The 13,064-nt window shown below is 65.3% G+C and carries 12 protein-coding genes; 6 read left to right on the forward strand and 6 right to left on the reverse strand.

Annotated features, from left to right (window positions below; genetic code table 11):
* Positions 1-30: 30 nt before the first annotated feature.
* The 4 genes from DCG74_RS06910 to DCG74_RS06925 form a co-directional block, all read right to left on the reverse strand.
* Positions 31-465, reverse strand: a complete 435-nt coding sequence (locus DCG74_RS06910; protein WP_172786140.1) for a VOC family protein — start codon at positions 463-465, stop codon at positions 31-33.
* A gap of 123 nt (positions 466-588) precedes the next feature.
* The gene (locus tag DCG74_RS06915; RefSeq protein WP_172786139.1) at positions 589-1,416 is read right to left on the reverse strand and encodes an AraC family transcriptional regulator; all 828 of its coding nucleotides are present in this window, start codon (positions 1,414-1,416) and stop codon (positions 589-591) included.
* A 199-nt stretch (positions 1,417-1,615) separates the two neighbouring features.
* Positions 1,616-2,011, reverse strand: coding sequence for a group II truncated hemoglobin (locus DCG74_RS06920; protein ID WP_172786138.1), 396 nt, complete (start codon positions 2,009-2,011; stop codon positions 1,616-1,618).
* 3 nt (positions 2,012-2,014) lie between these two features.
* Positions 2,015-2,923 carry a helix-turn-helix transcriptional regulator gene (locus DCG74_RS06925; RefSeq protein ID WP_172786137.1) on the reverse strand — a complete coding sequence of 303 codons (909 nt, stop codon included), beginning with the start codon at positions 2,921-2,923 and terminating at the stop codon, positions 2,015-2,017.
* 121 nt (positions 2,924-3,044) lie between these two features.
* Between DCG74_RS06925 and DCG74_RS06930 the strand changes: the two genes are divergently transcribed.
* The 4 genes from DCG74_RS06930 (at position 3,045) to boxB (ending at position 9,034) form a co-directional block, all read left to right on the forward strand.
* A complete protein-coding gene (locus tag DCG74_RS06930) occupies positions 3,045-4,586 on the forward strand; it encodes a benzoate-CoA ligase family protein (RefSeq protein ID WP_172786136.1) in 1,542 nt (513 codons plus the stop codon).
* Between the two features lie 223 nt (positions 4,587-4,809).
* Entirely contained in the window at positions 4,810-5,622 is an 813-nt protein-coding gene (locus DCG74_RS06935; protein ID WP_172786135.1) for an alpha/beta fold hydrolase, read from the forward strand.
* A gap of 123 nt (positions 5,623-5,745) precedes the next feature.
* Positions 5,746-7,434: a 2,3-epoxybenzoyl-CoA dihydrolase gene (boxC, locus tag DCG74_RS06940; protein WP_172786134.1), complete on the forward strand. Its 1,689-nt coding sequence runs from the start codon at positions 5,746-5,748 to the stop codon at positions 7,432-7,434.
* A 148-nt stretch (positions 7,435-7,582) separates the two neighbouring features.
* Positions 7,583-9,034, forward strand: a complete 1,452-nt coding sequence (gene boxB, locus DCG74_RS06945) for a benzoyl-CoA 2,3-epoxidase subunit BoxB (RefSeq protein WP_172786133.1) — start codon at positions 7,583-7,585, stop codon at positions 9,032-9,034.
* Between the two features lie 185 nt (positions 9,035-9,219).
* Here boxB and DCG74_RS06950 read toward each other — a convergent pair whose 3' ends face one another.
* Both DCG74_RS06950 and DCG74_RS06955 read right to left on the reverse strand, forming a co-directional pair.
* The gene (locus DCG74_RS06950; protein ID WP_172786132.1) at positions 9,220-10,029 is read right to left on the reverse strand and encodes an SDR family oxidoreductase; all 810 of its coding nucleotides are present in this window, start codon (positions 10,027-10,029) and stop codon (positions 9,220-9,222) included.
* 91 nt (positions 10,030-10,120) lie between these two features.
* On the reverse strand, positions 10,121-11,179 hold the full coding sequence (locus tag DCG74_RS06955; RefSeq protein ID WP_172786131.1) for a polysaccharide deacetylase family protein: 1,059 nt from the start codon (positions 11,177-11,179) through the stop codon (positions 10,121-10,123).
* Between the two features lie 164 nt (positions 11,180-11,343).
* Between DCG74_RS06955 and DCG74_RS06960 the strand changes: the two genes are divergently transcribed.
* Positions 11,344-12,738 carry an OmpA family protein gene (locus tag DCG74_RS06960; protein WP_172786130.1) on the forward strand — a complete coding sequence of 465 codons (1,395 nt, stop codon included), beginning with the start codon at positions 11,344-11,346 and terminating at the stop codon, positions 12,736-12,738.
* A gap of 2 nt (positions 12,739-12,740) precedes the next feature.
* On the forward strand, positions 12,741-13,037 hold the full coding sequence (locus tag DCG74_RS06965; protein WP_172786129.1) for a hypothetical protein: 297 nt from the start codon (positions 12,741-12,743) through the stop codon (positions 13,035-13,037).
* Positions 13,038-13,064: the final 27 nt, after the last annotated feature.

Here is a 13,064-nt window from a genome sequence, read left to right on the forward strand (position 1 = left end):
CGCCCGAGCGTTGTCCGACGCGAGCGCCCGCTAGCCGGGAAGCGGCTGCTCGCCGACTTTGGGCCAATAGGTGCCAAAGCTCCAGAGCCCGCCCTCCGGATCGCGCGCGGCGAAATCGCGGCTGCCATAATCGGTCGTGTAGGGCTCCATCTCGATCTGCGCCCCGGCGGCCTTGACCTTTTGATAGAGCGCGTCGGGCTCATCAACAGCGAGATAGACGGCATCCGTCCGCCGGCCGCCGATGTCGCCAACCTGTCTGCCGTAGGCGTCGTCGCGATGCGCGCCCAGCATGAGGATCGACGATCCGAACGCCAGCTCGACGTGAACGACCGTGCCCTCCTTGCGGTACACCACGCGTTCGGTGAAGCCGAGAACGTTCTTCAGCCAGGCGATCATCGCCTCCGTATCCTTGCAGCGCATGGTGTGGAAGAGGCGCGGCGCTTCATAAGCGTTCGGCGGGTTCATGACACTCTCCAAGCTCGTTCCAAGTCCGGTGCAAGTCCTTGTCTGTTGCGAAACCGACCCTAGTCCGGATCAAGCCAGCCGGCTTGAACAAATGGGACCTAGCCGTGTCTCGCCCCCGTGGCGCTAGCCGCCGCCGTCGCGCATCAGTCGTGGATCGATGACATCGAGCCGCGCGGCCCATCCGGTCGGTGTCTCTCCGCTGAAGATGCGGAAATCGCGCGCAAGATGTGCCTGGTCGGCATAGCCGGCCTCCGCGGCAATGGCCGCCCAGCCGCCTGTGCCGTCCGTCCGGGCCAGGATGCAAGCTCGATGAAAGCGCAGCATCTGGGCCAACGTCTTTGGCGGAACACCGATCTCGTGGTGGAAGCGGCGCGTGAGATGCTTGCGGCTCCAGCCGATGTCGGAGGCAATGTCGGCGATTCTGACCGCGCCCGCGCCTCGCCAGAGCGTCTGCAACGCGAAAGCGATCTCAGGCGAGGGCTCATGCACGGCGTGGCGAAGCACGAAGTCTTCCACGATCTCGAATCGTCGCTGCCAGCCGGCCGCCTCGGCCACCCTCGCGCGGAGGTCGCTACCGTGCCGCCCCCAAATGTCGTCGAGTCCGACGATCCGTGCGGTCAGATCGGGCACGGCTCCTCCGAAGAAGCGATACGCCCCGAGCGGCGTGAAATCGACCTGAACGCATTCGGCGTGTCCGTCGGATTCGATAACGACCGGTCCGGGAAACAGACCCGCCGCGAAACTCGGCCGCGCATCGGCGGTGTCAGGTTGGTGTCCGAGTGCAATACGGAAGGGCGTTCCCAAATTCACCAGCAGAGGCAGTGTAAGCGGCGCGGCGTGCCGGAAGGCGGCCAGGCCGATGCCGCGCTCGCGGTAGAACGAAATGCTGGAGACCAGGCGCGCAAGGCGCGGCGAGGGCGGTCGACGAACGACATCGGGAGGCGCGTCCATCGCACGCTACCTTTCGTCCGCCTCGCGCTCCACCGCCTTGTAGAGCACGGCTGCCATCTCGCGTGTGCTCGCGTCCGCGCGCACGGTGTCACGGAGGATCTCGGTCATGTCTGGAGCTTAGCAGGCGATCGCGGCGGAACTCAAATGACCCGGTGCAGGGCACGTGATACGCCGTCGGACTGCGCCAAAGGCGGCCCTGTCACGGCCGGTTGCGCATCCAATCCGCAAGGTTCGACAGTGCCTTGTCGAGATCCTCCCGTGCGATGGCATCGGTGATCGTCTGCTCCATCGCGCCGCGCATGCACAGCATCCACGCGTCGCGCTCGGCGTCTCCAATGGAAAAGCCGAAATGGCGCTGGCGCAGCCGCGGATGGCCTCTCTCGGGCGTATAGAGCCGCGGGCCGCCGGTCCATTCGGTGAGATAGCGCTTCAGCACGTCCCTGATCAGGCCGAGGTCGTCCGCATGCATGGCGCGGATGATCTTCGCCTCCGGCAGCGTGTCCATGCGGTCGTAGAAGCGGTCGACGAGGGCGTCGATCGTGGCGCGGCCGCCGATCCGCTCGAACATGGAGATTGCGGTGGTCGTGTCGGTCATTCTCTACAGCGCCACGCTGCGTAGGCCGAAGCTGCGGGCCTCGTTCTGCAGCACCGGCCGCACCGCATCGATCAGGCGCGCGGCGGCGGCGTCGACCGACAGTCCCGCCGTATCCACCACCGCGGTTGCGCGCGAATACAGCGGCTCGCGGCTGAGCAGGATGTTGCGCAGCTCCGTCATCGCCGAGCGATCATCCGCCATCGGGCGCAGATCGCCCTGGCGACGCACGCGCGCCATGTGCTCCTCCGGCTCGGCCTTCAGCCAGATCGTGTAGAACGAGCTCAGGACCTTGTCGAAGGTCAGGGGCTCGGAGACGATGCCGCCGCCGGTTGCCAGCACCATCAGCTCGTTGCGCGCCAGCAGCTGTTGCAGCGCCGCCTGCTCCATGCGGCGAAAGCCTTCCTGGCCGTAGAGCGCGATGATCTCCGCGACCGAAAGGCCGTTCTGCTGCTCGACCTCCTTGTTGAGCTCGACAAAGCTCCAGCCGATCTTCTTCGCCAGCATCCGCCCAAGCGTCGACTTGCCGGCGCCGCGCAGGCCGATCAGCGCGATGCCGCAGAATGGCGCGCGCCGCGGCGCGGAGGCGCTGCCCCCAGTGAGCAGATCCTTTGCTTGCGCGATCTGGCCGGGAGTCGCCTTGCGCAAGAGGTCGCGAAACATCTGCCAGTCCGGCGTCGGATCGGCGCTTGGCAGCAGGTCTTCGAGATGCGCGCCCATCGCGTCGGAGACGCGGCGCAGCAGCACGATCGAGACATTGCCCTTGCCGCTTTCGAGCTGCGCGATGTAGCGCTCCGAGATTCCCGACACCTTCGCGAGCACTTTGCGCGACATGCCGCGCAGCGCGCGCATGGTGCGCACACGCTGGCCGAGCTGTTCGAGGAAGTGGGATTCGGCGTCGGGACTTTCGGTCATGAGTCTTCTTTACAGGTGTCCTGCGGCGCGTTTTAATGAAACATAGTGCCTGCTGGCATTGACAGCAAGCCGCCGTGGTGTCTTTCTATGAATTATAATTCTATATTCGGGAGAGATGTCCGTGAGCGAGGGATCCTACAACGCGGTGACCTGGCTGCTCGACCGTAACGTCGAGGAGGGCAGGGGCAGCAAGCTGGCCTTCGATGACACCGTCTCGCGGCTCACCTATGGCGAGCTCCAGCAACAGACCCGGCGCGCCGCCAACATGCTGCGCCGGCTCGGCGTCCGCCGCGAGGAGCGCGTGGCGATGATCATGCTCGATACGGTCGATTTCCCGATCGTGTTCCTGGGCGCGATCCGCGCCGGCATCGTGCCGGTGCCGCTCAACACGCTGCTGACCGCGGACCAATACGCCTACATCCTCGCCGACTGCCGCGCGCGCGTGCTGTTCGTGTCCGAAGCGCTCTATCCCGTCATCAAGGACGTCGTCGGCCGCATGCCCGACCTCGAGCACGTCGTGGTCTCCGGCGCCAAGCAGAACGGCCACAAGCAGCTTGCCGAAGAGCTGGCCGCCGAGAGCGACCAGTTCACCACCGCCGCGACGCATCCGGACGAGCCGGCGTTCTGGCTGTATTCGTCGGGATCAACGGGCATGCCCAAGGGCGTGCGCCACATCCATTCCAATTTGCAGGCGACCGCCGACACCTACGCAAAACAGGTGCTCGGCATTCGCGAGAGCGACGTGTGTCTCTCCGCGGCGAAATTGTTCTTCGCCTATGGCCTCGGCAATGCGCTGACCTTTCCGATGTCGGTCGGCGCCAGCGTGATCCTCAACAGCGAGCGGCCGACCCCGGCGCGCATGTTCGACCTGATGAACCGCTACAATCCCTCGATCTTCTACGGCGTGCCGACGCTGTTCGCGGCGATGCTCAATGACGAGACGATGAAGAGCGAGCGCGGCGGCAAGGCGTTGCGCATCTGCACCTCCGCGGGCGAGGCGCTGCCGGAATCGGTCGGCAACAGTTGGAAGGCACGCTTTAACGTCGACATCCTCGACGGCGTCGGCTCGACCGAGCTGTTGCACATTTTTCTCTCGAACGCGCCCGGCGACATCAAATACGGCTCGTCCGGCAAGCCGGTGCCGGGCTATGCGGTGCGGCTCGTCAACGAAGCCGGGCAGGATGTTGCCGACGGCGAAGTCGGCGAGCTCCTGGTCGATGCGCCCTCGGCCGGCGAAGGCTACTGGAACCAGCGTCACAAGAGCCGCCGAACCTTCGAGGGACCGTGGACCCGCACCGGCGACAAATATGTCCGTGACGCGGATGGCCGCTACACCTTCTGCGGCCGCGCCGACGACATGTTCAAGGTCTCCGGCATCTGGGTCTCGCCGTTCGAAGTGGAGAGCGCGCTGATCACGCATCCGGCGGTGCTGGAAGCTGCCGTCGTGCCCGAGGCCGATCCGGAAGGACTCCTAAAGCCCAAGGCCTTCGTCGTGCTGCGCCCTGGCGCCAAGACGACGGATTTGCAGGAGATGCTCAAGGAGCACGTCAAGCAGAAGATAGGCCCCTGGAAATATCCGCGCTGGATCGACGTGGTGGACTCGCTGCCGAAAACGGCGACCGGCAAGATCCAGCGGTTCAAGCTGCGGGAAGGGGCGCATTGAGCGTGTGGCGCTTGCTTACCCTCCCCTGGAGGGGGAGGGTCGGCACGCGATCGAGCGTAGCGAGACGCGTGACGGGGTGGGGTGATCTCTCCACACGGGCACTGCATCTGCGGAGAGATCACCCCACCCCGCTTCACATCTCGCTGCGCTCGCTGTGAATCGACCCTCCCCCTCCAGGGGAGGGTGAGCATCTCGGCATTTGGCTAGGAATGGGAATTCGACCATGACCCAACTCACCCCCACCGGCTTCCTCGGCATCGGCGGCGCCAGCCTCGAATACAAATGGCTCGCGCCGCTGGTCCCCGACGCCCCTACCATCGTCATGCTGCATGAAGGCCTCGGCTCCGTCGGCCTCTGGGGCGATTTCCCGGAGAAGCTCCAGCAGGCCACGGGCGCGGGCATCTTCGCCTATTCGCGCGCAGGCTATGGCCAGTCCAGCCCGGTCGCGCTGCCGCGGCCACTCGACTACATGCACCGCGAGGCGCTGGACGTGCTGCCGAAGCTGCTCGATGCGATTCAGTTCAAGCGCGGCCTCCTGCTCGGCCATTCCGATGGTGCCTCGATCGCCACCATCTATGCCGGGGCGCATCAGGATCATCGCCTCAACGGCCTCGTGCTGATCGCGCCGCACTTCATCGTCGAGGACATCTCGGTCAAATCGATCGCCACGATCAAGACGACGTTCGAGACCACGGACCTCAGGTCAAAGCTCGCGCGCTGGCACAAGGACGTCGACAACGCCTTCCAGGGCTGGAACGACGCCTGGCTCGATCCGAAATTCCGCGATTGGGATATCTCCGAATACCTCGCCTACATCCGCGTGCCCGTCATGATCGTGCAGGGCGCGGACGATCAATATGGGACGCTGCGCCAGGCCGAGATCGCGCAGGAGGAATGTTACTGCCCGGTCGACCTGAATGTCTTTGCCGGCGCGGCGCATTCCCCCCATCGCGAGGCCCCGGGACCCACCCTCGATGCCATCACGCAGTTCGCAAAGGCCGCCTTGCGGGACGATCCAGGGCTTCAGGCCGCATGAGGCGCATGCGATCGAGATGAAGCAAAGTGCATGTGAGTCCGAGATTCGGGCTAGACTGACTGGGCTAGATGCACTATTGTGCATCTAACGCTCGAAATGCATAACCAAGCTTAAGGGTGGCTCATGGCCGGGGAAGATCGGCGCCTCGCAGGCGGCGCGACATTCATCGATTTCCAGACCGAACCGTCCCGCTACAAGCATTGGAAGCTCGCGGTCGAGGGCGACGTCGCGACGTTGACCATGGACGTCGACGAGAATGGCGGCCTGTTCGAGGGCTATTTGCTCAAGCTCAATTCCTACGATCTCGGCGTCGACATCGAGCTGGCCGACGCGGTCCAGCGCCTGCGCTTCGAGCATCCCGAGGTGAAGGTCGTCCTGCTGCGCTCGGCCAAGAACCGCGTGTTCTGCGCCGGGGCCAACATCCGCATGCTCGCGGGCTCCACGCATGCCCACAAGGTGAACTTCTGCAAGTTCACCAACGAGACCCGCAACGGCATGGAAGATTCTTCGGAGAATTCCGGCCAGCGTTTCATCACCGTCGTGAACGGCTCCGCCGCCGGCGGCGGCTATGAGCTGGCGCTCGCGACCGATCACATCATCCTCGCCGACGACGGCTCGTCCGCCGTAGCGCTGCCCGAAGTGCCGCTGCTCGCGGTGCTGCCGGGCACCGGCGGTCTGACGCGCGTCGTCGACAAGCGCAAGGTGCGCCGCGATCACGCCGATGTCTTCTGCACCATCGAGGAAGGCGTGAAGGGCAAGCGCGCCGTGCAATGGCGCCTCGTCGACGAGATCGCGCCGAACTCCAAGCTCGAGGCCAAGATCGCCGAGCGCGCCGAGGAGTTTGCGGCGGCCTCGACCCGCAAGGGCAGCGGCAAGGGCATCGCGCTGACGCCGCTCAAGCGTCTGATCGACCAAAACAGCATCCGCTACGGCCTCGTCACCGTCGACATCGATCGCACCGCCCGCATCGCCACCATCTCCATCAAGGCGCCGGAGACCGCGCCGCCCGCCGACATCGACGGCATGATGGCGCAAGGCGCCTCGTTCTGGCCGCTGCAGGTGGCGCGCGAGCTCGACGACGCCATCCTGCACTTACGCATCAACGAGCTCGAGATCGCCATGCTCGTCTTCAAGAGCCATGGCGACCGCGCCCATGTGCTCGCCAGCGATGCTTTCCTCGAAGCCAACAAGGCGCATTGGCTGGTCAACGAGATCAGGCATTACTGGAAGCGCGTGCTCAAGCGCGTCGACGTCACCTCGCGCACGCTGGTGACGCTGGTCGAGCCCGGCTCCTGCTTTGCCGGCACGCTCGCCGAGCTCGTCTTCGCCGCCGACCGCTCCTACATGTTGATCGGCACGCGCCAGGGCGACAACCGCCCGCCGCCCTCGATCGAACTGTCCGCGATGAATTTCGGCCCGTATCCGATGAGCCATGGCCTGACGCGGCTGCAATCGCGCTTCCAGGCCGACCCGTCCGATCTGGAGCGCGCGGAAGCGACGCTCGGCACCAGCCTCGATGCCGAGCAGGCCGAAGAGCTCGGCCTCGTCACCTTCGCGCTCGACGACATCGATTGGGACGACGAGGTCCGCGTGTTTCTCGAGGAGCGCGCCAGCTTCTCGCCCGACAGCCTCACCGGCATGGAAGCGAGCCTGCGCTTCGTCGGCCCCGAGACGATGGAATCGAAGATCTTCGCCCGCCTCACCGCCTGGCAGAACTGGATCTTCCAGCGCCCGAACGCCGTCGGCGAGGAAGGCGCGCTGCGCCGCTACGGCAGCGGCCAGAAGCCGAAATTCGATATGACGCGGGTTTAATGACGATCCTGTCCCGGGCGCGCTGCGGCATGCAATGCCGCTGCGCAGAACCGGGACCCAGAGCGACCAGACGATGGGTCCCGGCTCTGCAGCGCACCGCTTCGCGCTCGCAGCGTCCGGGACACGGGACAGACCAAGGAGCACGGCCATGAACATGAACATCATGAACGTCGACTACTCGACCAAGATACCCAACAACGTCAATCTCGCCGAAGACCGCCAGGTGCTGAAAGCGCTGGAAGGCTGGCATCCCGGCTACATGGACTGGTGGAGCGACATGGGGCCTGAGGGTTTCCAGGAATCGCTGGTCTATTTGCGCACGGCGTACTCGGTCGATCCGCGTGGCTGGGCCAAGTTTGATTACGTCCGCATGCCCGAATATCGCTGGGGCATTCTCCTTGCGCCGCAGGAAGAGAACCGCGTCGTGCCGTTCGGCGAGCATTATGGCGAGCCGGCCTGGCAGGAAGTCCCGGGCGAGCATCGCGCCATGCTGCGCCGCCTGATCGTGATCCAGGGCGACACCGAGCCGGCCTCGGTCGAGCAGCAGCGCCATCTCGGCAAGACCGCGCCCTCGCTCTACGACATGCGCAATTTGTTCCAGGTCAATGTCGAGGAAGGCCGCCATCTCTGGGCGATGGTCTACCTGCTGCAGAAATATTTCGGCCGCGACGGCCGCGAGGAAGCCGACGATCTCTTGCGCCGCCGCTCCGGCGACGCCGACGCGCCGCGCATGCTGGGCGCCTTCAACGAGGCGACGCCGGACTGGCTGTCCTTCTTCATGTTCACCTATTTCACCGACCGCGACGGCAAGATGCAGCTACACTCACTGGCGCAGTCCGGCTTCGATCCGCTGTCGCGCACCTGCCGCTTCATGCTGACGGAGGAAGCGCACCACATGTTCGTCGGCGAGACCGGCATCACCCGCGTCGTGCAGCGCACTTGCGATGCGATGAAGGCGGCCGGCATCACCGATCCCACGGACATCGCGAAGGTCCGCGCGCTCGGCGTCATCGATCTCCCGACCATCCAGAAGAAGCTGAACCTGCACTATACGCTCTCGCTCGACCTGTTCGGCTCGGAGGTCTCGACCAACGCGGCCAACGCCTTCAACGCCGGCATCAAGGGCCGCTATCACGAGACCCAGATCGACGACGATCATCAGCTCAAGAACTCCACCTATCCGGTGCTCAAGCTGATCAACGGCGAGGTCAAGCTGGTTGACGAGCCGGCGCTGACCGCGCTCAACATGCGCCTGCGCGACGATTACAGCCAGGATTGCGTCAAGGGTATGCTGCGCTGGAACAAGGTGATCTCGACCGCGGGCTACGACTTCAAGCTGACCTTGCCCAATGTCGCCTTCCATCGCCACATCGGCGAGTTCAAGGACGTGCATGCGACGCCCGACGGCATTCTGATCGACGATGCCACCTGGGCCAAGCGCAAGGACGAATGGCTGCCGTCGGCCAGCGACGGTGACTTCATCACGTCATTGATGCAGCCCGTCACCGAGACCGGCCAGTTCGCCTCCTGGATCTCGCCGCCGAAAGTCGGCATCGACAACAAGCCCGGCGATTTCGAGTACGTGAAGATCGAGTCGTAACGGCTGCTAGCGAGATGCGATGGCCGCGCCACGCACTCACTGTCATCGCCCGGCCTTGACCGGGCGATCCAGTATTCCAGAGACTGTCGTCATAGAGCCGCGAGGCCGCGGCGTACTGGATGCCCCGGTCAAGCCGGGGCATGACAGCGGAGTATGAGGCGAGAGCGGAGTACCGATCGCCTCCTTCAGCTATCCCATCCGCTGCCCTTGATCCCCGCATTCGCATAGACGATGCCGCCGTCCACCGCGATGGTGTTGCCGACAACGTAGTCGCCCGCGCGCGAGGCGAGATAGATCGCAGCGCCCGCCATGTCTTCATCGGTGCCGATGCGACCCGCGGGCACGCGCGTTGCGACCTCGTCGCCGTGATCGCGCGCGGCGCGGTTCATGTCGGATTTGAATGGCCCCGGGGCGATGGCGCTGACCACGACATGGTCGGGGATCAGCTTCACCGCCATGCGCCGGGTCAGATGGATCAGCCCGGCCTTGCTCGCGGCGTAGGAGTAGGTCTCCATCGGATTGACGAAGATACCGTCGATCGAGGCGATGTTGATCACTTTCGCCGGCCGCTCTGCGCTTGCCGCCGCGCGCAACGGGCCGGCCAGCGCCTTGGTCAGGAAGAACGGCGCCTTGACGTTGAGGTTCATCACCTTGTCCCAGCCGCTCTCCGGGAATTCGTCGAACTCGGCGCCCCAGGCCGCGCCGGCATTGTTGACGAGGATGTCGAGTCTGGGCTCCAGCCTGATGATCTCGCCGGCGAGCCTGTTGCAGCCTTCGATGCTCGAAATGTCGATCGGCAGCGCGATGCATTCGCCGTCATATTGCGCGCTGAGCTCCTTGGCGGTCTCCTCGCACGGTCCGGCCTTGCGCGCGGTGATGTAGACCTTCGCCGCGCCGGCGCTGAGAAATCCCGCCGCGATCATCCTGCCGATGCCGCGCGAGCCGCCGGTCACCAGCGCGATGCGCCCTTGGAGCGAGAACAGATCGTTGAACATGTGTTCCTCCCTTGGTTGCCGCTGGTTGTGGGCGGAGCGGGGAGGGGAGTCAAGGAAGGGCGCGCTTGCCCTCACGTGTGCAGAATGAGGCCTACGCCGCCGCGATGCGACGGAAGCCGTTCCACATCGCTGTCGCGGCGCCCGAGGTCAGCACCGGCAAGATCCGCGCGTCCTGATAATTGCCGTTGAGCGAGACGCGGGGCAGCGCGGTCATGTAGTCGGCGCTCTCCGCGAACAGCATGCCGGGCCGTGTCGTCACCGCGGTCTTGAAGCCGGCGGATGCGGCAAGGGCGAATTCGCGCGCGCCCGCGGCGTCGCGGTCGCCATAGGGATAGGCGAGGTGCAGCACGGGGCGCTCCAGCACCTGCTCGATCCGCGCGCGGCTCGTGGCCATCTCCTGCGCGGCGATGTCTTCCGCCTGCTTGGCGAGATTGCAATGGCTGACGCTGTGCGCGCCGATCGTGACCAGCGGATCGGCGGCAAAGGACTTGAGCTCGGCCCAGGACAGGCAGAAGCTGCGGCACAGCGCTTCCATGTCGACGCCGTAGGCCGTGCACAGCGCCCCGATCTCGCGCGCAAGATCGTGCTCGCCCGGCAGCGCGCGCAGCCAGTCGTGCAGGCGGTCGAACGCCGCCTGCTTCGCCGCAATCGTGGTCGCATCGAGCCGCAGCGCGGAATTGCCGATCTGGACGTCGATCTGGTCGGTCTTGGCGATCACGGCCTCCAGCGCCGTCCACCACAATCGCCCGGTCCCGTCGGCAAAATCGCTTGCGACATAGACCGCCAGCGGCGCGTCAAATTCGCGCAGCACCGGCAGGGCGTAATGCAGATTGTCGCGATAACCGTCGTCGAGGGTGAAGGCGGCGAAGCGGCGGTCGAACCGGCCTTCCACCAGCCGCTCATGCAGCTCGTCCATGCTGACGATGTCGATGTCGCGCGAGCGCAAATGGCACAGCGTGGCGCGCAGGAATTCTGGGGTGACCTCGAGATGCCGGTTCGGCTGGAACGCGGCCTCGCGCGCCGGCCGCACGTGGTGCAGCATGAAAATGGCGCCGACGCCCGACAAAAGCGGGCGCAACAGGTGGTGCGCCCCGCTGAAATAGAGAGCTCCCAGCCCGGCGCGGATGACGTTGTTACGCAGTTGTTTCATGACCGGGTGGGGGACTTTGGCATTCCGCCCTCAACTTACGGAAGAACCCTTGAAGAAAAAGTTATTCCAATTGTCCCACCCGGGCCTTCGGAACAGTGCCATTTCCGGTTTGACAGCCTGCCAAGGGTTTGTTTTGTCTCCGTTTCCAGAGTTCGGGTCGTCGAATGCAGAAGCTTTTCTCGTGGGCCGGTAAATGGTGGCCGGGGCTCATCCCCCTTGCCGTCATGTGGGGATTTGCGGCCTGGAATAACACCTTACCGGTCGAGGCCGATCTGTCGGCCCGCAGCTCGGCTGCGCTGAAGGACACCGTTCTGGACAAGACCCGGATCGCGGTTGACGGCCGCGACGTCAGCCTGGCCGCGGACGCCTTCTCCGAGGAGGGGCGCCGCGACGCGGTGATGGCTGTCGAAACCGTGCCCGGCGTGCGGCTGGTCGACGACCGGACCCGTCTCGTTCCTGAGGCCAAGCCCTTCGTCTGGAACGCCGAGCGCGACGTGGTGCGGGTGACGCTGTCGGGCTCCGCGCCGCTGCCGTCGATGAAGGGTCGGCTGACCGAGGCGGCCCGAAAGGAAGTCGGCGGCGTCGAAGTCGCCGACCAGATGGGGCTGGCGCGCGGGGCGCCACCGCGGTTCGAGGCCGCCGCGATGCTGCTGCTCGATCAGATCGGCAAGCTGAAGGACGGCAAGATCACGATCACGGACACCAAGGTCAACCTGTCGGGCATGGCGCGCGAGCTCGGCGGCCGCGAGGCAATCGCGGCTGCGCTGAAGAACCTGCCCGAGGGCTTTTCGATCGCCGCCAACGAGATCAAGGCGCCGCCCTACATCTTCCAGGCCTACAAGGATCCGGTAGCTGCGACGGTGACGCTCACCGGCTACGTTCCTGACAACAACGTCCACGCCGCAATTGCCACCAGCGCCTCGCGAAAGTTCTTCACCGAAAAGGTCGTCGACAATCTCAAGGCCAGCATCGGCGCACCCGGCTCCTTCAACACGGCCGTCGTCGCCGCGCTCGGCGCGCTGTCGCGGCTGTCGACCGGCACGCTCGTCGTCTCCGACCGCGAGGTGAAGCTCTCGGGCGATGCGCTCTACGAAGGCGCCGCCAACGAGATCCGCGCAGGCCTCGGCAAGGACTTCCCGAAGAACTGGCAATACAAGCCGGAGATCACGGTGAAGCCCGCCGCAGGCCCGGTCGACGGTACCGTGTGCCAGCAATTGTTCTCGGAGCTTCTGACCAAGGGCAAGATCCGCTTCGCCAACAAGCGCGCGGACATCGATCCCGATTCGGCCGGCATCCTCGATCGTCTCATCGAGACGGCGCTGCGCTGCCCCACCACCAATATCGAGGTCGCCGGACATACCGACGCCGATGGCGAGGATTCCTTCAACCAGGCTCTCTCGGAAAAGCGCGCTCAAGCAGTGATCGACTATCTGGTCAGAGCGGGCCTGCCGGCCAGCCGTTTCACCGCGGTCGGCCATGGCAGCACGCAGCCCGTCGCCGGCAACGACACCGATGAAGGCAAGGCGCAGAACCGCCGCATCGAATTTCTGGTGAGGTGACGATGCCCTATCTCGTCTCGTTCCATCTGGGCTGGCTGATCGGCTCGCTGCTGCTGGGCTTCTGCATGGGCTGGATCTCGGTGGTCCAGCGCGGCAACGGCACTTCGAAGGTGACCGCGCGCTGGCTCGCCGTGCTTGCCGCCGTCCTGGTCGCGGCCTCCCTCGCCCATGTGGTCCCCGGCCGCTTCGGTTACTGGCTCGACCTCGGCCTGATCATGTTCGCCTGTTACCTCGTCGGCTGCACCATCGGCGCCTGGCTGCGCGATCGCGTGGTCGCGCGCAGCATGCGGGCAGGCTGAAGCCGCGCCGCCGAGCCCGCTTTCTCC

The organism is Bradyrhizobium sp. WBAH42 (assembly GCF_024585265.1).
In the GTDB taxonomy this organism is placed as follows: Bacteria; Pseudomonadota; Alphaproteobacteria; order Rhizobiales; family Xanthobacteraceae; genus Bradyrhizobium.